Origin of the sequence: Pantoea sp. SIMBA_079 (genome assembly GCF_046940275.1) — a bacterium.
In the GTDB taxonomy this organism is placed as follows: domain Bacteria; phylum Pseudomonadota; class Gammaproteobacteria; order Enterobacterales; family Enterobacteriaceae; genus Pantoea; species Pantoea borealis.
This window is the reverse complement of record NZ_JAWRYR010000014.1, coordinates 14,080-33,962: the sequence shown is the minus strand read 5'-3', so window position 1 is coordinate 33,962 and position 19,883 is coordinate 14,080. Positions and strand designations below refer to the sequence as shown.

Annotated in this window: 18 protein-coding genes; 13 read left to right on the top strand and 5 right to left on the bottom strand. The window is 56.4% G+C overall.

The window, feature by feature from the left end; translation table 11 throughout:
• Positions 1-26 precede the first annotated feature (26 nt).
• Positions 27-2,450, bottom strand: a complete 2,424-nt coding sequence (gene plsB / locus SB719_RS16085; protein WP_065650363.1) for a glycerol-3-phosphate 1-O-acyltransferase PlsB — start codon at positions 2,448-2,450, stop codon at positions 27-29.
• A 127-nt stretch (positions 2,451-2,577) separates the two neighbouring features.
• Between plsB and SB719_RS16080 the strand changes: the two genes are divergently transcribed.
• The 4 genes from SB719_RS16080 to SB719_RS16065 all read left to right on the top strand — a co-directional run bounded on the left by SB719_RS16080 (position 2,578) and on the right by SB719_RS16065 (position 5,476).
• Positions 2,578-2,946 carry a diacylglycerol kinase gene (locus SB719_RS16080; protein WP_065650362.1) on the top strand — a complete coding sequence of 123 codons (369 nt, stop codon included), beginning with the start codon at positions 2,578-2,580 and terminating at the stop codon, positions 2,944-2,946.
• A 105-nt stretch (positions 2,947-3,051) separates the two neighbouring features.
• Entirely contained in the window at positions 3,052-3,666 is a 615-nt protein-coding gene (lexA, locus tag SB719_RS16075; RefSeq protein ID WP_065650361.1) for a transcriptional repressor LexA, read from the top strand.
• A 129-nt stretch (positions 3,667-3,795) separates the two neighbouring features.
• Complete coding sequence (dinF, locus tag SB719_RS16070; RefSeq protein ID WP_304235022.1) at positions 3,796-5,118, top strand: MATE family efflux transporter DinF; 1,323 nt, start codon at positions 3,796-3,798, stop codon at positions 5,116-5,118.
• Between the two features lie 145 nt (positions 5,119-5,263).
• Complete coding sequence (locus SB719_RS16065; RefSeq protein WP_065650359.1) at positions 5,264-5,476, top strand: CsbD family protein; 213 nt, start codon at positions 5,264-5,266, stop codon at positions 5,474-5,476.
• Between the two features lie 52 nt (positions 5,477-5,528).
• On the opposite strand, the gene zur is transcribed toward SB719_RS16065, so the two are convergent.
• Positions 5,529-6,050, bottom strand: a complete 522-nt coding sequence (zur, locus tag SB719_RS16060) for a zinc uptake transcriptional repressor Zur (protein ID WP_065650358.1) — start codon at positions 6,048-6,050, stop codon at positions 5,529-5,531.
• Between the two features lie 385 nt (positions 6,051-6,435).
• Here zur and SB719_RS16055 point away from each other — a divergent pair, with 385 nt between their 5' ends.
• The 3 genes from SB719_RS16055 (at position 6,436) to pspG (ending at position 9,232) form a co-directional block, all read left to right on the top strand.
• Positions 6,436-7,701 carry a conjugal transfer protein TraF gene (locus SB719_RS16055; RefSeq protein ID WP_412159408.1) on the top strand — a complete coding sequence of 422 codons (1,266 nt, stop codon included), beginning with the start codon at positions 6,436-6,438 and terminating at the stop codon, positions 7,699-7,701.
• 90 nt (positions 7,702-7,791) lie between these two features.
• The gene (dusA, locus tag SB719_RS16050; protein WP_314688083.1) at positions 7,792-8,787 is read left to right on the top strand and encodes a tRNA dihydrouridine(20/20a) synthase DusA; all 996 of its coding nucleotides are present in this window, start codon (positions 7,792-7,794) and stop codon (positions 8,785-8,787) included.
• Positions 8,788-8,974: 187 nt separating this feature from the next.
• Complete coding sequence (gene pspG / locus SB719_RS16045) at positions 8,975-9,232, top strand: envelope stress response protein PspG (RefSeq protein WP_065650355.1); 258 nt, start codon at positions 8,975-8,977, stop codon at positions 9,230-9,232.
• A 181-nt stretch (positions 9,233-9,413) separates the two neighbouring features.
• Here the strand turns inward: pspG and SB719_RS16040 are convergent, their stop codons facing one another.
• Positions 9,414-10,397: a quinone oxidoreductase gene (locus SB719_RS16040; protein ID WP_304235029.1), complete on the bottom strand. Its 984-nt coding sequence runs from the start codon at positions 10,395-10,397 to the stop codon at positions 9,414-9,416.
• Positions 10,398-10,470: 73 nt separating this feature from the next.
• Here SB719_RS16040 and dnaB point away from each other — a divergent pair, with 73 nt between their 5' ends.
• From dnaB to SB719_RS16010, 6 genes are all read left to right on the top strand, one after another.
• The gene (gene dnaB, locus SB719_RS16035; protein ID WP_039381986.1) at positions 10,471-11,877 is read left to right on the top strand and encodes a replicative DNA helicase; all 1,407 of its coding nucleotides are present in this window, start codon (positions 10,471-10,473) and stop codon (positions 11,875-11,877) included.
• Positions 11,878-12,005: 128 nt separating this feature from the next.
• Positions 12,006-12,497 carry an Lrp/AsnC family transcriptional regulator gene (locus SB719_RS16030; RefSeq protein WP_039381989.1) on the top strand — a complete coding sequence of 164 codons (492 nt, stop codon included), beginning with the start codon at positions 12,006-12,008 and terminating at the stop codon, positions 12,495-12,497.
• 228 nt (positions 12,498-12,725) lie between these two features.
• Positions 12,726-13,340, top strand: a complete 615-nt coding sequence (locus SB719_RS16025; RefSeq protein ID WP_065650520.1) for a YitT family protein — start codon at positions 12,726-12,728, stop codon at positions 13,338-13,340.
• Positions 13,341-13,387: 47 nt separating this feature from the next.
• Positions 13,388-14,581: an amino acid aminotransferase gene (locus SB719_RS16020; protein WP_293006308.1), complete on the top strand. Its 1,194-nt coding sequence runs from the start codon at positions 13,388-13,390 to the stop codon at positions 14,579-14,581.
• A 150-nt stretch (positions 14,582-14,731) separates the two neighbouring features.
• Positions 14,732-15,148 carry a secondary thiamine-phosphate synthase enzyme YjbQ gene (locus SB719_RS16015; protein ID WP_304235036.1) on the top strand — a complete coding sequence of 139 codons (417 nt, stop codon included), beginning with the start codon at positions 14,732-14,734 and terminating at the stop codon, positions 15,146-15,148.
• Between the two features lie 3 nt (positions 15,149-15,151).
• On the top strand, positions 15,152-15,502 hold the full coding sequence (locus SB719_RS16010; protein WP_304235038.1) for an MmcQ/YjbR family DNA-binding protein: 351 nt from the start codon (positions 15,152-15,154) through the stop codon (positions 15,500-15,502).
• 4 nt (positions 15,503-15,506) lie between these two features.
• On the opposite strand, the gene SB719_RS16005 is transcribed toward SB719_RS16010, so the two are convergent.
• A complete protein-coding gene (locus SB719_RS16005; RefSeq protein ID WP_292968306.1) occupies positions 15,507-16,571 on the bottom strand; it encodes an NAD(P)-dependent alcohol dehydrogenase in 1,065 nt (354 codons plus the stop codon).
• Between the two features lie 260 nt (positions 16,572-16,831).
• Positions 16,832-19,660 carry an excinuclease ABC subunit UvrA gene (gene uvrA / locus SB719_RS16000; protein ID WP_065650348.1) on the bottom strand — a complete coding sequence of 943 codons (2,829 nt, stop codon included), beginning with the start codon at positions 19,658-19,660 and terminating at the stop codon, positions 16,832-16,834.
• Positions 19,661-19,883: the final 223 nt, after the last annotated feature.

Here is a 19,883-nt window from a genome sequence, read left to right as displayed (position 1 = left end):
GACGCATAAGAGCGTCCCTGCCTGCCTTACTCGTGTGCGACCGCACTTTCAATTGTCAGACGCACATCGCTGGTGACCAGCTCCGCCAGCATCTGCCACATCACGTGCGTGCGCTCCGCATCGGCATCACCGGAGTCGCTGATATAACGCTCATCGCGCAGCGTCAGCACCAGCGTGGTAAACACCGCTTTATCAAAGAACTCCGGAGCATTGATACCGTGCAGCACTGACAGACGCTGCGCCAGCGTACGACTCTCTTTCTCCAGCGTGCCACGGTTAATCGTGGGTTTGGCGCTGAGAATGGCAAAGGTGATCGCAAAGCGCTGCAGCGTTTCACGAATACCGGCCGCCAGCAGCTGCAGCGTGCGGTAGCGCGCGGCGCTCAGCTTAATCTGCCCGTCCAGCTGCGTCACCAGACCCTGCCGCGCCATCTCCGCACACAGCGCATTAAGCAGCGCCGGCAGTTCAGCACTTTCCCAGCGCAGGAACAGCTCACTTTTCAGCATCGGATAGACCAGACTCACCTGACGCAGAAGCTCGGCTTCACTGATTTCGCGGTGCTGCTGCACAATCGCCGCAATCAGCGACGGCATCACCAGCATATGCTGAATGTTATTGCGGTAGTAGGTCATCAGCACGGCCTGCTCGCGCGGCAGAATAATGATATCGCCGATGCTGTCCTGCTCGGTTTCAAACTTGTTCATGCCCATCGCGTGATCCAGCAGCGCTTCGGCGCTCAGATCGGGCACCGTGGCTTCCGGTGAATAGGGCACGTTGCGCAGCAGTTGCGTGTAACACTCCAGCTGCTCCGTCAGCTGCTCACGCGTCAGTGAGCGCTGACGCGACGCCAGCAGCGCGGTCACACACAGGTTCATGGCGTTGGCCGCACCCGCTTCGTTAATACGTACCATCAGGCTGGCAGCGATATCGTTCACCGCTGGCGTCATCCACGCGGGGCGCTGCGGATCGATAGGGTCAATCGCCTCGCGCCACTCAGGAATATGCTTGTTCAGATAGTTAACCAGCGGCAGCGGTTCACCAAAGTTAACGTAGCCCTGACCAAGATTGCGCAACTTACGCAGGCCGCGCACCATCTGCACAAAGCCCTCTTTCTCTTTCGCCGCGCCGCGCAGCTCTTTGGCGTAAGTCCCCACTTCCATTACATGCTCATAGCCGATGTAAATCGGGACGAAGGTGATCGGGCGGCTGCCGCCGCGCAGCAGCGCCTGCAGCGTCATGGAGAGGGTGCCGGTTTTGGGATCGAGCAGGCGACCGGTGCGCGAGCGCCCGCCCTCAACAAAGTACTCAACCGAGTAGCCACGGCTGAACAGCTCGCCCAGATATTCGCGGAATACGGTGGAGTAGAGTTTATTGCCCTTGAAAGTACGGCGAATAAAGAAGGCCCCCAGCCGGCGGAAAATCGGTCCGGCTGGCCAGAAGTTGAGATTGATACCGGCAGCGATGTGCGGCGGCACCAGTCCCTGATGATAAAGCACGTAGGAGAGCAGCAGGTAATCCATATGGCTGCGGTGGCAGGGCACATAGACTATTTCATGGCCATCCTGCGCCAGCTGACGCACGCGCTCGCCGCCGTTTACGTTAATGCCCTGATAGAGCCGGCTCCAGAGCCAGCCCATGATGCGGTCGGTGACGCGGATCGCCTCGTACGAGAAGTCCGCCGCGATCTCTTCCATCATCTCAACGGCGTTTTGCTGCGCTTTTTCATGCGAAATCTTTTTGCTGCGCGCTTCATCCTCAACGGCTTTTTCAATCGCTTTCGACTGCAGCAGTTTGTTGAACAGATCCTGACGGGCAGGCAGGCTGGGTCCTACCGCAGCCAGACGCTGACGGGCAAAATGAATACGCGCCACGCGTGCCAGTTTCTGCGCAATCGACTTATCCGTACCATGTTCAGTCGCCATCTGGCGCAGCGAGACGGTAGAAGAGAAGCGGACAAAGCTGTCGCGGCCGTGCCAGAGAATGGCAAAAAACTTCTGCACGCCATTCAGTACGCGCAGATGCGGCGTGGGCTCACCCTGAATTTCACGGCCCGGTGCCCGGCCAAACATCACCGCCACCGGCAGCATCTGGACATCCAGCTGCGGATTATTACGGTGCAGATCCAGATAGTCGTGAAACAGTTTCACTGACTCCGGATTCGCCACGTAATAAGGGAAGACGCGCGGGCCGTCATGGATAAACACATGGCGCGGCAGCAGCGTACCGTCGATCTCCAGCGGCGCAAGCGGATCGGGCAGATCAAGCCGCAGACACTGATTGCGCAATGTAAGCAGGTCTGCCTTTGAATCATAAGGCAAAACATACATCACGGGACGGGTGGGATCGATACCGTGCTCCGAAACCGGATCGGTCGGTATGACCTTACTTTTTACCAAAATAGAGAGTGGTAAATTCAATAATTTGTAATAGAGTTTACGCCAACCTGACATAGACAACTTGAAGCCTCTTGTTAGCAAAGCGCGGCAAGCATACCAGAAAGTGCAGCGAAGATCTGTGGCTGTGCCATCGTACGCTGCGCACTCATTGACGCCAAAATTACTCAAGGGTTCCCTATCCATGGCAAATAACGTTACCGGCCTGCTGCGCATTATCAAAGCCGCAGGCTACTCCTGGCAGGGTATACGCGCAGCGTGGCAACATGAGGCGGCTTTTCGTCAGGAGGCGATCGCGGCGGCGATCGCGGTGGTCATCGCCTGCTGGCTGGATGTGGACGCGGTGACGCGCGTGCTGCTGATTGGCTCGGTGATGCTGGTGGTGGTGGTAGAGATCCTGAACAGCGCGATTGAAGCGGTGGTCGACAGAATCGGTCAGGAGCGTCACCCGCTGGCAGGGCGCGCCAAAGATATGGGCTCTGCCGCCGTGCTGCTGACCATTCTGCTTGCGCTGTTTGTCTGGATTTCGCTGCTCTGGCCGCACGCGCATTAAGGCCTGAAGTACCGATATATCGCTGATTTTTGCCGCAGCTGCGGTTTTCATTTCGCCAATACCTGTATATACTCACAGCGACTGTATAAACAACCAGGGGGCGGGATGAAAGCGTTAACCAGCAGGCAGCAGCAGGTCTATGACCTGATTCGCGACCATATTAATTCAACCGGCATGCCGCCAACGCGTGCTGAAATTGCTTCACAGCTGGGCTTCCGCTCACCCAATGCGGCTGAAGAGCACCTGAAAGCGCTGGCGCGTAAAGGGGTCATTGAGATTGTCTCTGGCGCCTCACGCGGCATTCGCTTGCTGATGGAAGAAGAGACAAGCGGCGGATTGCCGTTAATCGGACGTGTGGCTGCCGGCGAGCCGCTGCTGGCTCAGGAGCACATCGAGACCCATTATCAGGTCGATGCTAACCTGTTTAAGCCGAGCGCAGATTTTCTGCTGCGCGTCAGCGGAATGTCGATGAAAGATATCGGGATTATGGATGGCGATCTGCTTGCCGTACATAAAACCCAGGATGTGCGTAACGGCCAGGTCGTGGTAGCGCGCATCGATGATGAAGTCACCGTAAAACGCTGGAAAAAGCAGGGTGCTATCGTGCATCTGCTGCCAGAAAACAGCGATTTTCAGCCTATCGAAGTGGATACGCGCCAGCAGTCACTGACCGTTGAAGGTCTGGCTGTGGGTATTGTCCGCACCGGTGAATGGCTGTAATACCTGGTTAGTCCCCCTGCTGCGGTCTGTGCCTGCACAGACCGCAGTCTGCTATATTACCCCTCTGCTTCCAACCGTGGCGCCGTGCAGCTGCATGAGGCGCGTTGCCCGCATTAACAGGACTGGCTGATGCCGCTGTTTACCTCTTCTGACCGCACGCTCTGGCGGCTGGCGCTGCCAATGATCCTCTCTAACATCAGCGTACCGCTGCTGGGCATTGTGGATACGGCCATCATTGGTCACCTCGACAGCCCGGTTTATCTCGGCGGCGTGGCCGTGGGCGCAACCGCCACCAGCTTTGTCTTTATGCTGCTGCTGTTTCTGCGCATGAGCACCACCGGTCTGACGGCACAGGCATTTGGCGCCCGGGATACACCTGCGCTGGCGCGTGCGCTGATCCAGCCGATGCTGATTGCGCTGGCAGCAGGCGTGCTGTTCATTGCATTACGTACCCCGGTCAGCGAGCTGGCGGCCGCGCTGATGGGCGGCAGCGAGGCGGTGCAGCAGCAGGCGCAAACCTTTATCGCTATCCGCTGGCTCAGTGCGCCTGCCACACTGGCAAATCTGGTGATCCTGGGCTGGCTGCTTGGCGTACAGTATGCGCGTGCACCAATGGTGCTGCTCATCACCGGTAACGTTGTGAATATCCTGCTTGATTTGCTGTTTGTTCTGCAGTGGCACTGGGGCGTGGCGGGTGCCGCCGCGGCCACCGCCGTCGCGGATTATGTGACGCTGGCGGCAGGGCTGTGGATGGTGGCACGTGTGCTGGCGCTGCGCGGCATATCATTTTCACTGCTCAAAGCCAGCTGGCGCGGCGACACCGCGCGCCTTTTCCGTCTTAACCGCGACATCATGCTGCGTTCGCTGCTGCTGCAGCTCTGCTTTGCCTCGCTGACGCTGCTGGGCGCGCGGCTCGGCCCTGAGGTGGTCGCGGTCAATGCGGTATTGCTGATGTTTCTGACCTTTACCGCCTATGCGCTGGATGGCTTTGCATACGCGGTGGAAGCCTGCTCCGGTGAGGCCACCGGCGCAGGCGATCGCAGCCGGCTGCGGCTGATCTGGTATGCCGCCTGCCGGCAGGCGGGCATCGTGGCGCTGCTGTTTGCGGTGATTTACGCCGTCTGCGGCCCGGCGATTATCGCGCTGCTGACCTCTATTGAATCGCTGCGCGAAGCGGCCGACTGCTACCTTATCTGGCAGGTGATCCTGCCGCTGGCTGGCGTCTGGTGCTATCTGCTGGACGGTATGTTTATCGGGGCCACACGCGGCCGCGATATGCGCAACAGCATGCTGCTGGCGGCGCTGGGCTATGCACTGACGCTGCTGACGCTGCCGTGGCTCGGGAACCATGGTTTATGGCTGGCTATTACCGTATTCCTCGCGTTAAGAGGCATTACCCTGGGACTGATATGGCGCTATCACTGGCGGCGCGACAGCTGGTTCAGCGTGTAATGTCATCGGGTTAACCGGCAGCGCATAAAACTGGCGAATTTTGCTGCGACGGTTAACCTTAATATGACAGATCGCAGGTCAGGCGGCGGTTCAGCCACCGCTGTGGTGGCGTTCCGTCTGGCTCAGCAAACTGTGGAGACGCGTAATGAACAGAGATGAAGCGAGCGGCAGCTGGAAACAGTTCAAAGGAAAATGCAAAGAGCAGTGGGGCAAGCTGACTGATGATGACCTGAGCGTGATTGAAGGCAGGCGCGACCAGCTGATTGGCAAAATTCAGGAGCGCTATGGCTATGCGAGAGCAGAAGCGGAGCGCGAAGTGAACGAATGGGAAAGCCGGCACAACGATCGTCGCGACTAGCGCTACCCCGGTTCAGAACATACCCCCCGCTCGCAGGCCTTCAGGCGTGCACTCAGCCCTTTTTACCGCGTTTTTTACTCATGGCTTCATGATCGTGCGCGCAGCTGGCGTGCTGGGTACAGGCAGCAATTTCAGCGCAGTTTTCGCACAGGCCGTGCGCTTCAATCACCGTATGGCGCAGGCTGAAGTTCGCCTGGTCAGCCAGTCCCGCAATGATTTTTTCCACGCCGTGTGCCTGTTGTTCACTCACGGCGGCACAGCTGTCGCAGACCAGCATAACAGAACTGTGGGCCGGCTCATTAACGTGATGACAGACCACATAGCTGTTGTTGGACTCCACGCGGTGGATAAATCCCTGTTCCAGCAAAAAGTCGAGGGCACGGTAAATCGTGGGCGGCTTCGCCTGAGGTTCACTCATACGCAGCTGATCCAGCAGATCGTAGGCGCTGACAGAACCTTTCTGCTCAGCCATCAGGCGCAGTACTTCGGCACGCTGCGGCGTAAGACGCACGCCACGATCGAGACAGAGCGCCTCAACCTGGGTCAGCAGCTGCGCTGGGGTAAGAGTTGACATAATGTTCTCCGGCTTACAGGTGATGTTATTTTATCACACTCCATCCGCCCATGCTGTTTTTGCCTGCTCTGGCCTAAGCGTGCTGTCGATCACACATATCCGGCAATTTTAAGAGTGTTTTACGCGCTATTTTTGCTTTGCAAGTGACCAGATTCCCGATATGGTTCAGGCAGGCTAAAGTTATCACTGGCCTTATAAGAGCAATAATTCGCCTGAGTGGCTAAAAAAAGCGCAGAGTGGCGCATTCGTGTCCAATTCTGCGAACAGCAGTGCTTATCCCTTTCAGTTCACAGCAATGAAGCGTTAGCCGCCATTCAGAATAGCGGTTAACACCATTATTTCGCCTACGCGACACTCAATAATTTTTTAAGGTGATAGCAGCCTCATGACGACAACACGCTTTACGCTGGCCCGGGTGGCTTATTTTGCTGGTTTAAACGCGCTGCTGGCTTCCTCTTCAGCGCTGGCCGCGGGAACCTGGTATGATGCGCGCAATGATGCGATGGGCGGAACCGGTGTCGCTTCGTCGCACTGGAGTTCTGCCGTGCTGGCTAACCCGGCGCTGATGACGCGCGCCCAGCCGGAAGAGAATGCCGGCATCATTTTTCCCTCTGCCGGATTACAGGTGACGGATAAAGACAAGCTGGTCGATCGTATTGATGACATCACCGATACGGTTGATCGCTATCGCGACGTAATTGATAACATCAACGAGAATCTCATCTCGGATCCGTTTGCTGCCATCAATGCCGTGCCGCAGCTGCGTGCCGCAGCCGGCGATATGGCCGATCAGCTGCGCAGGCTTAAAGGTAATAAAGCGGATGCGACCGCAGGCGTTGCAGTGGCCGTTACGGTTCCGAATGAGACGCTGCCGTTTGCCTTTATCACCAAAGCGTATGGCACCGCCCATATTCGTGCCAACGTGGTTCAGAGCGATATCGATTATCTGGACAGTCTGGCAAACGGCGCGTTTCCGCAGCCGGGCGATCAGGATAACCTGCGCTCCAGCGCGAACGGACTGGCAGCGCTGGTCACCGATTATGGTATTGCCATGGCGCATGAGTTTACGGTTGCCGGTCACCCGGTCTCGCTGGGTGTTACGCCTAAGCTGCAGAAGACCTGGCTCTATAACTACAGCGCCAGCGTCTATAACTACGATAAAAACGATCTTAAAAACGGGCGCTATCGCAGTTCAGACACCGGCTTTAACGTTGATGCCGGTCTCGCCACCCCGTTTGCTGAAAACTGGACGTTTGGTCTGACCGGCCAGAACCTGATCTCACGCAATCTGGATACCAAAGTTGTTAATGGCTATCGCGATACCTATCAAATCCGTCCGCTGGTAACGACCGGCCTCGCGTGGGAGCGCGGACCGGTTACCCTGACCGGCGATGTGGATCTCACGGAAACCAAACGCTTTAAGTCGCAGGAGAGCAGCCAGTATGCGGGCGCAGGCGCGGAATATCGCGTGCTCGACTGGCTGGCCCTGCGCGCAGGCTACCGGGCCGATCTGAAATCAAACGACGTTAATGTGGTTACTGCCGGTCTTGGTCTGTCGCCGTTTAACAATGCGGTGCATCTGGATCTGGCGGGCTCCGCCGGTAAAGATCGTACCTGGGGTGCGATGGTACAGCTCGGCTTTAACTTCTGACGGGTCTGTCACGGGCGGCTGTGTCGTCCGTGACGGCTGTGGTATCATTGCGCAGTTTCTCATCATTTAACTCCGGATCTACTGCGCTTCATGACTGATAACTTCTCTTCGCAACGCTTTTCCATCGCGCCGATGCTCGACTGGACCGATCGTCACTGCCGCTATTTTCATCGCAAGCTTACCGGCGATACGCTGCTCTATACCGAGATGGTGACGACCGGCGCGATTATTCATGGCAAAGGGGATTACCTTGCCTACAGCGAAGAGGAGCACCCGGTTGCTCTGCAGCTGGGCGGCAGCGATCCGGCGGCGCTGGCGCAGTGCGCCAGACTGGCTGAAGCGCGCGGTTACGATCAGATCAACCTGAACGTGGGCTGTCCTTCCGACCGCGTACAGAACGGTCGCTTTGGTGCCTGCCTGATGGCGGATGCGAACCTGGTGGCCGACTGTATTAAAGCGATGCGCGATGTGGTCTCTATTCCGGTCACGGTAAAAACCCGCATCGGTATCGACGAGCAGGAGAGCTACGCGTTTCTGTGCGACTTTACCGGCACCGTGGCAGAGCGGGGCGGCTGCGACACCTTTATCATTCACGCACGCAAAGCCTGGCTCTCAGGGCTGAGCCCGAAAGAGAACCGGGAGATCCCGCCGCTGGACTACCCGCGCGTTTATCAGTTAAAGCGCGATTTTCCGGCGCTGACCATCGCCATCAACGGCGGTGTGAAAACGCTGGAGGAGGCAAAGTTGCACCTGATGCATGTAGATGGCGTAATGATGGGCCGCGAAGCGTATCAAAATCCCTCTATACTGGCACAGGTCGATCGCACGCTGTTTGACCGCACAGCGCCGGCAGTGGATCTGGTGGCGGTGGTGCGTTCAATGTATCCCTATATTGAAGCGGAACTTGCGCAGGGCACCTATCTGGGACACGTTACCCGGCATATGCTGGGCCTGTTCCAGGGGATCCCCGGCGCGCGCCAGTGGCGACGTTATCTGAGCGAAAATGCGCATAAACCGGGCGCGGATGTGCGCGTGCTGGAAGCCGCGCTGGCGCTGGTGGCTGATCGCATCCCGCAGGAAGCGTAATCCGCGTTCTCTGAAAACCGCAGCAGAGATGGTGCGGTTTTATTTTGCCTGAAATCTGGTTTTTTTCACCACGTTTACTGAAGCACTCTGAATAAAGCCAATTTAATCAATTGGTTATAAAATGGCTATTCTGGCACGAAAATTGTATCTGTCAGGAGAGTTCTGACAGAGGAGGCTAAACGTGGAAATGGTATTTGTGCTCGGATTTTTTTTAATGCTGCTGCTGACCGGCGTTTCTCTGCTGGGGGTGATTGCGGCTTTAGCCGTTGCCACCGCGCTGATGTTTTTAACCGGCCTGTTTGCGTTTGTCATAAAACTATTACCCTGGCTGCTGCTGGCCGTGGTCGCTGTCTGGCTTTGGCGCCACTTTACGACGCCGGGTGGCAACGCCCGACTGAACCGGCTTAAAAGAAAAATCAGCCGAATGGAGCGACGCGGCTGGTAATAAATGCGGCTCAGATCACAGCGCTGAATGCTGCTGGCATCAGATAAGCATTAAACATATTTTTTACTTATATTTTCTGCCACTATACGAATACAGATTCAGTACCGCTGTCCCTACACCAGCGCGAACGAAAAAAAAGAATCAGGGGCTTCCTTCAGGAAGCCCTCTTTTTTTGGCTGAATCAGGGTAACAGCAGGCTGGAGCCCTGCGTCGCACGACTCTCCAGACTCTGATGCGCGCGCACGGCATCACGCAGCGGGAATTTCTGCTGTTCCGGTACGTTTACCTGAATGGCGCGGCTGGCTATCAGCGAAAAGAGTTCACTGCTTGCCTGCTCCAGCTCCTCACGGTTTGTGATATAGCCAAACAGCGACGGGCGGGTAACAAACAGAGAGCCTTTTTTGTTGAGAATACCCAAATCCACGCCGGTTACCGGGCCGGAAGCGTTGCCAAAGCTCACCAGCAGCCCGTGGCGCTGCAACGAATCCAGCGACGCTTCCCAGGTATCTTTACCGACAGAGTCATACACCACGGCCACCTTTCTTCCCTGCGTCAGTTCGCTGACACGCTGCGCAATATCCTCTTCGCGATAGTTAATGGTGGCCCATGCGCCGGCCGCTTTAGCCGTCTGCGCTTTCTCTGCGGAACCCACCGTGCCGATAAGATGTGCGCCCAGCGCTTTGGCCCACTGACAGGCAATCAGGCCCACGCCGCCTGCGGCAGCATGAAACAGAAACGTTTCATCTGCTTTCACTTTCCAGGTCTGACGCAGCAGATACTGGACCGTCAGCCCTTTGAGAAATGAGGCGGCCGCCGTTTCAAAAGAGATACTTTCCGGCAGCAGCGCCAGCCGCTCCTCCGCAACGTTGTGTATTTCGCTGTAAGCGCCCAGGGCGGCCTGACAGTAAACCACCCGATCGCCAGGCTGAAAACGCGTAACCGCCGCGCCCACTTTGCTCACCACGCCAGCCGCTTCGGTGCCGAGTCCGGAAGGAAAATCTGAAACCGGATAGAGCCCGCTGCGCACATAGGTGTCGATATAGTTAATGCCTATCGCCCGGTTTTCCACCTGCACCTCATGCTCAGCCGGATCGGCAGGATCAAAATCAACCCACTGCAAAACCTCCGGGCCACCGTGCTGACTGAACTGAATACGCTTTGCCATGCTGACTCCTGTGAATGTTCATCCGGGGGCGGTATACTTGCGCGTCCCTTTCACGATCGGTAATGCATTCACTATGGCAGGAAATAAACCCACCAACAAATCGAACGAACCCCGCGATCGGCAGCTGGAAGGCGTAAAAATGCCGCCGCACTCCATAGAAGCGGAGCAGTCGGTGCTGGGTGGGTTGATGCTGGACAATGAGCGCTGGGACAACGTCTCTGAGCGCGTTGTTGCAGACGATTTTTTTAACCGCTCGCACCGCATGATTTTCGCTGAGATGCAGCGGCTGCTGGAGCTGGGCCAGCCTATTGACCTGATTACCCTGTCAGAGTCGCTGGAAACGCGCGGCGAGCTGGAGATGGCGGGCGGCTTTGCCTACCTGGCCGAATTAGCAAAAAATACGCCAAGCGCGGCGAACATTGGCGCTTATGCAGATATCGTGCGTGAACGTGCAGTGGTGCGTGAGATGATCGCGGTGGCCAATCAGATTGCCGATGCCGGTTACGATCCGCAGGGCCGGAGCAGTGAAGACCTGCTCGACTTTGCCGAATCCAACGTCTTTAAAATTGCCGAGCAGCGCGCGAATAAAGATGATGGCCCGCAGAACATTGAGCAGATCCTTGAAGCCACCGTTTCCCGGATAGAAGCGCTGGTCTCCACGCCGCATGACGGCGTAACCGGCGTAGATACCGGCTATCAGGATCTGAACAAAAAAACGGCCGGTCTGCAGGGGTCCGATCTGATTATCGTGGCCGCGCGTCCTTCCATGGGTAAAACCACGTTCGCCATGAACCTGTGCGAAAATGCCGCGATGCTGAATGAGAAGCCGGTGCTAATCTTCAGTCTGGAGATGCCCAGCGAGCAGCTGATGATGCGTATGCTGGCGTCACTGTCGCGCGTGGATCAGACGCGTATTCGTACCGGTCAGCTGGAAGATGAGGACTGGGCGCGCATCTCCGCCACAATGGGTATTCTGCTGGAGAAGAAAAACATCTTTATTGATGACTCTTCCGGCCTGACGCCAACCGAAGTTCGCTCGCGTGCCCGCCGCGTGTTTCGCGAGAATGGCGGTCTGAGCATGATCATGATCGATTACCTGCAGCTGATGCGCGTGCCGTCGCACTCCGAGAACCGTACGCTGGAGATCGCAGAAATTTCGCGCTCCCTGAAAGCTCTGGCTAAAGAGTTGAATGTGCCGGTCGTGGCGCTGTCGCAGCTAAACCGTTCACTGGAGCAGCGCGCAGATAAACGTCCGGTCAACTCCGATCTGCGTGAGTCCGGCTCGATCGAGCAGGATGCTGACCTGATCATGTTTATTTACCGCGATGAGGTGTATCACGAGAACAGCGATCTGAAAGGCATTGCTGAGATCATCATCGGTAAACAGCGTAACGGGCCAATCGGCACCGTGCGTCTTACTTTCAACGGCCAGTGGTCGCGTTTTGACAACTACGCCGGCCCGCAATACGACGACGAATAAGCCTTTACCTGCCTGTGCATGCACGTTTTGTGCATGCATCTCACGTCATCAGAAAATAGTGTTGGACAAGCTTGCCTGCTATCAGGTTATCTGTGCCAAAGCGAACGGGATAACGCTGTGGGATCAGAATGACGCAGGTAGACGATTACGATCTTAAGATATTGACGCTATTACAATCTAATGGCCGCCTCACCAATCAGGAGCTGAGCGATCTGGTGGGTCTGTCCGCATCACAGTGCTCACGTCGCCGTATTAATCTTGAACAGGCAAATTTAATTCTCGGCTATCACGCCCGGCTGTCGCCCGATGCGGTAGGCCTCGGCATGGTGGGGCTGATTGAAGTGCGGCTGAAAAACCATACGCCCGATTATGAAGATAATTTTTTGCAGATGGTTGAAGCAGAACCTGCCATTGTTGACGCGTTTAAAACCACCGGAGACGCTGACTATCTGCTGAAAGTGGCAGTGGCCGATCTCGCCTCGCTGAGTGCGCTGATCAGCCAGCTGGTGGCGGGTCATCAGAGCGTGTCGCACGTTAAAACGGCGGTGGTGCTCAACCGGCTGAAAGAGAATGGCCTGATGATGAAGCCTGCGCACAAAGTGCGCCATAAAGGTGCATGATGCGCCATAAAAGTGCATCAGATTGCTTTTTTATGCTTACTTCTCGCGAAAAATACCGAATTTGTGCATGAATCAACGGTTTTATTTTGACTGATGCATAAAAACACGCAATAAAGCGCCTTAGATATCAATGGGATAATCGCTGGCACCCTCCGGCTGAGCAGCAGCAATGCCGGAGTGGTGCGTTTTTTGCAAATGTATCGCTTTTATTTGCACAGAGATCTCCCGATGGACAATATCGCTCAGCCAGTGGCGGCTCCTCATTCCCGTATTGAAGATGCGCTGGCTATCGTGCTGGGAACGCTGATGGTCTCATTTGGCGTTATGCTGCTGAAACAGGCGGGCGCGCTGACCGGCGGAACAGCCGGTATCGCCTTCTTAATCAGCTACCTTTCGTCATCCTCTTTCGGTGCCGCCTTTTTTGTCATCAATCTGCCGTTTTACTGGCTGGCTATACGCCGTATGGGGTGGGAATTTACCTGCAAAACCTTTGGCGCCGTCGCGCTGGTCTCCCTGTTTACCCAGCTGCATCCGCTGTTTGTCCACTTTTCGGCATTAAATCCTTTTTATGCGACACTGTTCGGTAACGTGGTCATGGGGATCGGGTTTATAGTGTTGTTTCGCCACAAAGCCAGCCTGGGCGGGATCAATATTCTGGCGCTCTGGTTACAGGATCGCACCGGGTTGCGTGCCGGGAAGCTACAGATGATGGTCGATACCTGCGTGGTCGGCGCCTCGCTGTTTGTTGTACCGCCACCAATGCTGCTGGCCTCTGTTGCGGGCGCGGCGATCCTTAACCTTATCATTGCAATGAACCATCGTCCCGGCCGCTATCAGGTATAAAAGCGCCGTCTTACGCTTACTAACGCATTTTTATGGAGATCTGCACCGTGTTTCAAAACGTTGATGCCTACGCCGGCGATCCGATTCTGTCGCTGATGGAAACCTATAAACAAGATCCGCGCGCGCATAAGGTGAATCTCAGTATCGGCCTGTTCTACAACGAAGCGGGAATTGTTCCGCAGCTGCAGGCCGTTGCGGCAGCAGAAGAGCGTCTGCAGGCGCAGCCGCATCAGGCATCACTTTATTTGCCGATGGAAGGTTTAGGTCCTTATCGCAACGCGATTGCGCCGCTGCTGTTTGGTCACGACCACCCGGTGCTGAAGGCGGGACGCATCGCCTCTATTCAAACGCTGGGGGGATCCGGTGCGCTGAAAGTAGGGGCTGATTTCCTCAAGCGCTATTTTCCGCACTCTGAGGTCTGGGTCAGCGACCCGACCTGGGAAAATCACGTAGCGATTTTTAACGGCGCGGGTTTCGCGGTAAATAGTTATCCCTGGTATGACGCTGAGACCAACGGCGTTAAGTTTGACGCGTTTATCAGCTGCCTGAAATCGCTGCCGAAGCACACCATTGTGCTGCTGCATCCCTGCTGTCACAACCCGACCGGTGCCGATCTCACTGATGCCCAGTGGGATGAGACCACCGCCGTGCTGAAAGCGCAGCAGCTGATCCCGTTCCTCGATATCGCCTATCAGGGCTTTGGCGCAGGAATGGAAGAGGATGCTTACGCCATTCGCGCTATTGCCGCAGCGGGTCTGCCGGCGCTGGTGAGCAACTCATTTTCTAAGATCTTCTCGCTCTATGGCGAGCGCGTGGGCGGGCTTTCTGTGGTCTGCGACAGCGCCGAAGAAGCGGGGCGGGTGCTGGGCCAGCTGAAAGCAACCGTACGCCGCAACTACTCCAGCCCGCCAAATTTTGGTGCCCAGGTGGTCTCCTGCGTGCTGAATGATGCCGCACTACTGAACATGTGGCTGGCCGAGGTTGACGCGATGCGCCTGCGTATTGCGGAGATGCGCCAGGCACTGGTCAGCGAACTGCAGGCGATTCTGCCGGGCAAAAATGTCGACTACCTGCTGAAGCAGCGCGGTATGTTCAGCTATACCGGCCTCAGCGCACAGCAGGTTGATCGGCTGCGTGATGAGTTCGGGATCTATCTCATCGCCAGCGGGCGTATGTGCGTTGCTGGCCTGAATCACAGTAACGTCAAACGCGTTGCAGAGGCGTTTGCTGCCGTTATGTAACCGCCGGACGCAACACCACGAACCATCCGTTTAATGCGGATGGTTTTTTTTTGCGCGCGCCAGGCCACGCTCATGCTTTTTACAGTGGCAGGGTTTACCTTTCGCCAACATGCTGCACACTTAAGAGACCTGTTTTTTTAGGACTTTGATATGTGGCAGCAACAAACCCTTACCCTGAGCGCAAAAGCGCGCGGGTTTCACCTCATTACCGATGAGGTCTTAAGCCAGCTTAACGGCCTTGCCGGCATGCGCATTGGCCAGCTGCATCTGCTGTTACAGCATACATCTGCGTCGCTGACGCTGAATGAAAACTGCGATCCCACCGTGCGCAGTGATATGGAACAGCACTTTTTACGGCAGGTGCCTGAAAACGCAGACTGGCAGCACGATTATGAAGGGGCCGATGATATGCCTGCCCATATTAAGTCATCGCTGCTGGGCGTTTCACTGCTGCTGCCGGTGAGTCACGGGCGGCTGATGCTGGGAACCTGGCAGGGGATCTGGCTGGGTGAACATCGCATACAGGGCGGTGCCAGACGCATCGTCGCGACTTTACAAGGGGAGTAACCGATGACGATTTCTGAGCTATTGACCTACTGCATGAGTAAACCCGCCGCAGAGCAGGACATTAAAGAGGCGTGGGATGCGACACAGATCAAGAGTCACGGCGTACTGTTTGCCATGCTCTATGAGAAAGCGGGACGGCCGGCGGTGACGCTGAAAACCTCCCCCGCGCTGGCCGAGCTGTTGCGTGAAGAGCACAACGACGTCTTTCCCAGCGAATATCTCAATAAATCCTGCTGGAGCACGCTGTGGCTGGATGGCTCGCTGAAGGATTCGCAGATTTACTATCTGGTTGACGCCTCCTATCAGCAGGCCGACGCCACGCACGCGGCGGGCGCCGGCCAGCACAACGTCTGAGCCGTTACGCCGCAGACGTGTCGCGCAGGGTGTTGATGTCGATGACAAAGCGATATTTCACATCGCTTTTCAGCATGCGCTCATACGCCTCATTGATCTGATCCATGGCAATCAGTTCAATGTCTGAGGTGATGCCGTGCTCGCCACAGAAATCGAGCATCTCCTGCGTTTCAGCGATGCCGCCGATCAGCGAGCCAGAGACACTGCGGCGCCTGAAAATCAGGTTAACCACCTGAGGTGCCGGATGATCGTGCTCGGGCACACCTACCAGCGTCATATTGCCATCGCGCTTCAGCAGGGTAATAAACGGGTTGAGATCGTGCTGCGCGGCTACCGTGTTCAGAATAAAATCGAAGCTGTTCGCATGGGCCGCCATCTGATCGGCATCTTTAGAAATCACCACTTCATCAGCGCCAAGACGTTTGCCATCTTCGACTTTTGATGGCGATGTCGTAAACAGCACAACCTGCGCGCCCATCGCATGGGCAATTTTCACGCCCATATGGCCCAGACCGCCCAGGCCAACGATGCCAACTTTTTTACCCGGGCCGACATTCCAGTGGCGCAGCGGCGAGTAGGTGGTGATCCCCGCACACAGCAGCGGCGCAACGCCTGCCAGGTCGAGATTTTCCGGCACGCGCAGCACAAAATCTTCGTTGACCACCATGCTGGTGGAATAGCCACCGTAGGTGACCGCGCCGGTTTCACGATCCTGGCCGTTGTAGGTGCCTGTCATGCCCTCTTCGCAATACTGCTCCAGTCCTTCCTGACAGCTCGGACAGCTGCGGCAGGAGTCAACCATACAGCCAACGCCGACGAGGTCGCCGGGCTGATATTTATGGCTGTGCGCGCCCACGGCGGTTACGCGGCCGACAATTTCATGGCCTGGTACGACCGGAAAAATCGTGTTGTTCCATTCGTTGCGCGCCTGATGCAGATCGGAGTGGCAGACGCCGCAATAGAGCACTTCAATTTCCACATCATGGTCACGCAGTTCGCGCGGTTTGTAGTCGAACGGGGCGAGCTTTGATTTGGCGTCCTGTGCGGCCCAGGCATGGGTAATATTCATGGTGTCTCCAGTCGGATGTGTCGTGAGTAGGGTATGCAAACGCCTTACGGGGTTCGAAAGGCCGGAACGCTGAGGCAGCGTTGAAAAGCAGACCGCTATAAGCGTAGTCAGCCAGCCTGGATGCGGCTATGCCTGAAGATGCCTGATTCTTGCCTGTTTCTGCATTTTGCTGCGCAATCAGGCAGCGCTGAACAGCTGAAAAATAAAAAGCCGCCCCGGAGGGCGGCCTGATAACGACAAAGCTTATGAACCGAAAAGCCTTACTTCTTCAGCATCGGTTTCAGGAAGCGTGCGGTATGTGACTTTTCACACTCTGCCACGGTTTCCGGCGTACCGGCGACCAGGATCTCACCGCCGCCGCTGCCGCCTTCGGGTCCCAGATCCACGATCCAGTCTGCGGTTTTAATCACATCCAGATTGTGCTCAATCACCACGATGGTATTGCCCTGATTACGCAGCTGATGCAGCACTTCCAGCAGCTGTGCAATGTCGGCAAAGTGCAGGCCGGTGGTCGGCTCATCCAGAATATAGAGCGTCTGCCCGGTACCGCGCTTCGACAGCTCACGCGCCAGCTTGACGCGCTGCGCCTCACCACCGGAGAGCGTGGTAGCGGACTGGCCAAGACGGATATAGGAGAGGCCGACATCCATCAGCGTCTGCAGCTTGCGTGCCAGCGCCGGGACCGCTTCAAAGAAGTCGCGCGCTTCTTCAATCGTCATCTCCAGCACTTCGTGAATGCTTTTGCCTTTGTACTTGATCTCCAGCGTTTCACGGTTGTAGCGCTTGCCTTTACACTGATCGCACGGCACATAGATGTCGGGCAGGAAGTGCATTTCCACCTTGATCACACCATCACCCTGACACGCTTCACAGCGTCCGCCGCGCACGTTGAAGCTGAAGCGGCCCGGATTATAGCCGCGCGAGCGCGACTCCGGCACACCGGCAAACAGTTCACGCACCGGCGTAAAAATGCCGGTATAGGTGGCCGGGTTAGATCGTGGCGTACGCCCGATCGGGCTCTGATCGATGTCGATCACTTTATCAAAGTGCTCGAGCCCCGCGATCTCACGATACGGTGCTGCTTCACCGCTGGTTGCACCGTTAAGCTGCTGCTGCGCAATCGGGAACAGCGTATCGTTAATAAGCGTTGATTTCCCGGAGCCGGAGACGCCGGTAATACAGGTAAACAGGCCAACCGGCAGCGTCAGGGTCACATCCTTGAGGTTATTGCCGCGCGCGCCGGTGAGTTTCAGCACTTTAGCCGGATCGCCTTTCACCCGCTCGGCCGGCACCGCGATTTCGCGCTTGCCGCTCAGGAACTGCCCGGTCAGCGAATCTTCATTCGCCATAATGGCGTGTACATCACCTTCCGCCACTATCTGGCCGCCGTGTACGCCCGCGCCCGGACCGATATCAATGATATGGTCTGCCGCTCTGATAGCGTCTTCATCATGCTCAACCACAATCACGGTATTGCCGAGATCGCGCAGGTGGATCAGGGTCGAGAGCAGACGTTCGTTGTCGCGCTGGTGTAGCCCGATAGAGGGCTCATCGAGAACATACATCACGCCAACCAGGCCGGCGCCAATCTGGCTGGCCAGACGAATACGCTGCGCTTCGCCGCCGGAGAGGGTTTCTGCCGAACGCGACATAGAGAGATAGTTCAGGCCGACGTTGACCAGGAAGCTCAGCCGATCGCCGATCTCTTTCAGGACTTTCTCAGCAATTTTTGCGCGCTGTCCGCTCAGTTTAAGGTTGGTGAAGAACTCCATCGCATGACCAATACTCATTTCAGAGATGGTGGGCAGGTTGGTATCTTCAACAAATACGTGGCGCGCTTCACGGCGCAGGCGCGTACCGTGACAGCTGGTGCAGGCGCGATTGCTGATAAACTTCGCCAGCTCTTCGCGCACCGCATTGGACTCTGTCTCTTTATAACGACGCTCCATATTGTGCAGCACCCCTTCAAACGGGTGACGCCGCACGGAAGTATCGCCGCGATCGTTGATATATTTGAATTCAATATTCTCTTTGCCCGAGCCATACAGGATCACCTGACGCGCTTTATCGCTCAGGCTGCTGAACGGCGCCTCTACGTCAAAGTCGAGGTGCTCGGCGAGCGAGCGCAGCATCTGAAAATAGTAGAAGTTGCGGCGATCCCAGCCGCGAATCGCGCCACCCGCCAGCGACAGCTCAGGATTCTGCACCACGCGATCGGAGTCGAAGTACTGCTGCACGCCGAGGCCATCACAGGTCGGACAGGCGCCGGCCGGGTTGTTAAATGAAAACAGGCGTGGCTCCAGCTCTCGCATGCTGTAACCGCAGATCGGGCAGGCGAAGTTAGCGGAGAAAAGCATCTCTTCGCTGTCTGGCTCGTCCATGTCCGCCACAATTGCGGTGCCGCCGCTGAGTTCAAGCGTGGTTTCAAACGACTCCGCCAGACGCGTGGCAAGATCGTCGCGCACGCGGAAGCGATCGATGACCACTTCAATAGTGTGCTTTTTCTGCAGCTCAAGCTTCGGCGGATCGGAGAGATCGCACACTTCGCCATCGATGCGCGCGCGGATGTAACCCTGCGCCGCCAGATTTTCCAGCGTTTTAGTGTGCTCACCTTTGCGATCTTTCACCACCGGCGCCAGCAGCATCAGGCGGCGACCCTCTTCCTGCGCCAGCACCTGATCCACCATCTGGCTTACGGTCTGCGCCGCAAGGGCGACGTCGTGATCGGGACAGCGCGGTTCTCCCACGCGGGCAAACAGCAGGCGCAGGTAGTCGTGGATTTCAGTAATGGTACCCACTGTCGAACGCGGGTTATGCGAAGTCGATTTCTGCTCAATGGAAATGGCGGGCGACAGGCCTTCGATGTGATCGACATCCGGCTTCTCCATCAGCGAGAGAAACTGGCGCGCGTAAGCAGAGAGGGACTCTACATAGCGCCGCTGACCTTCAGCATACAGCGTATCAAACGCCAGCGATGACTTCCCGGAACCTGAGAGACCGGTGACAACGATCAGCTTATCGCGTGGAATGATCAGGTTAATATTTTTCAGATTGTGGGTGCGAGCACCGCGGACTTCGATCTTATCCATTCACCTTTCCCGGATTGAACTACACCCGCTATGCCAGCAAAGCATAACGGATAGAAACGCATCATTATGGCACAAAAAATAACCTGAATAAATATCCAGTAGTTTTATCCTTTGGTACACTAGAGACGCAAAACTGGAAGCACGCTCCAAAGTATCCATCATAGATCAGGACGTGTTAAACTTTGTCGTTTAGACTTATAGCATCAACTCATCGGGAGAGAGC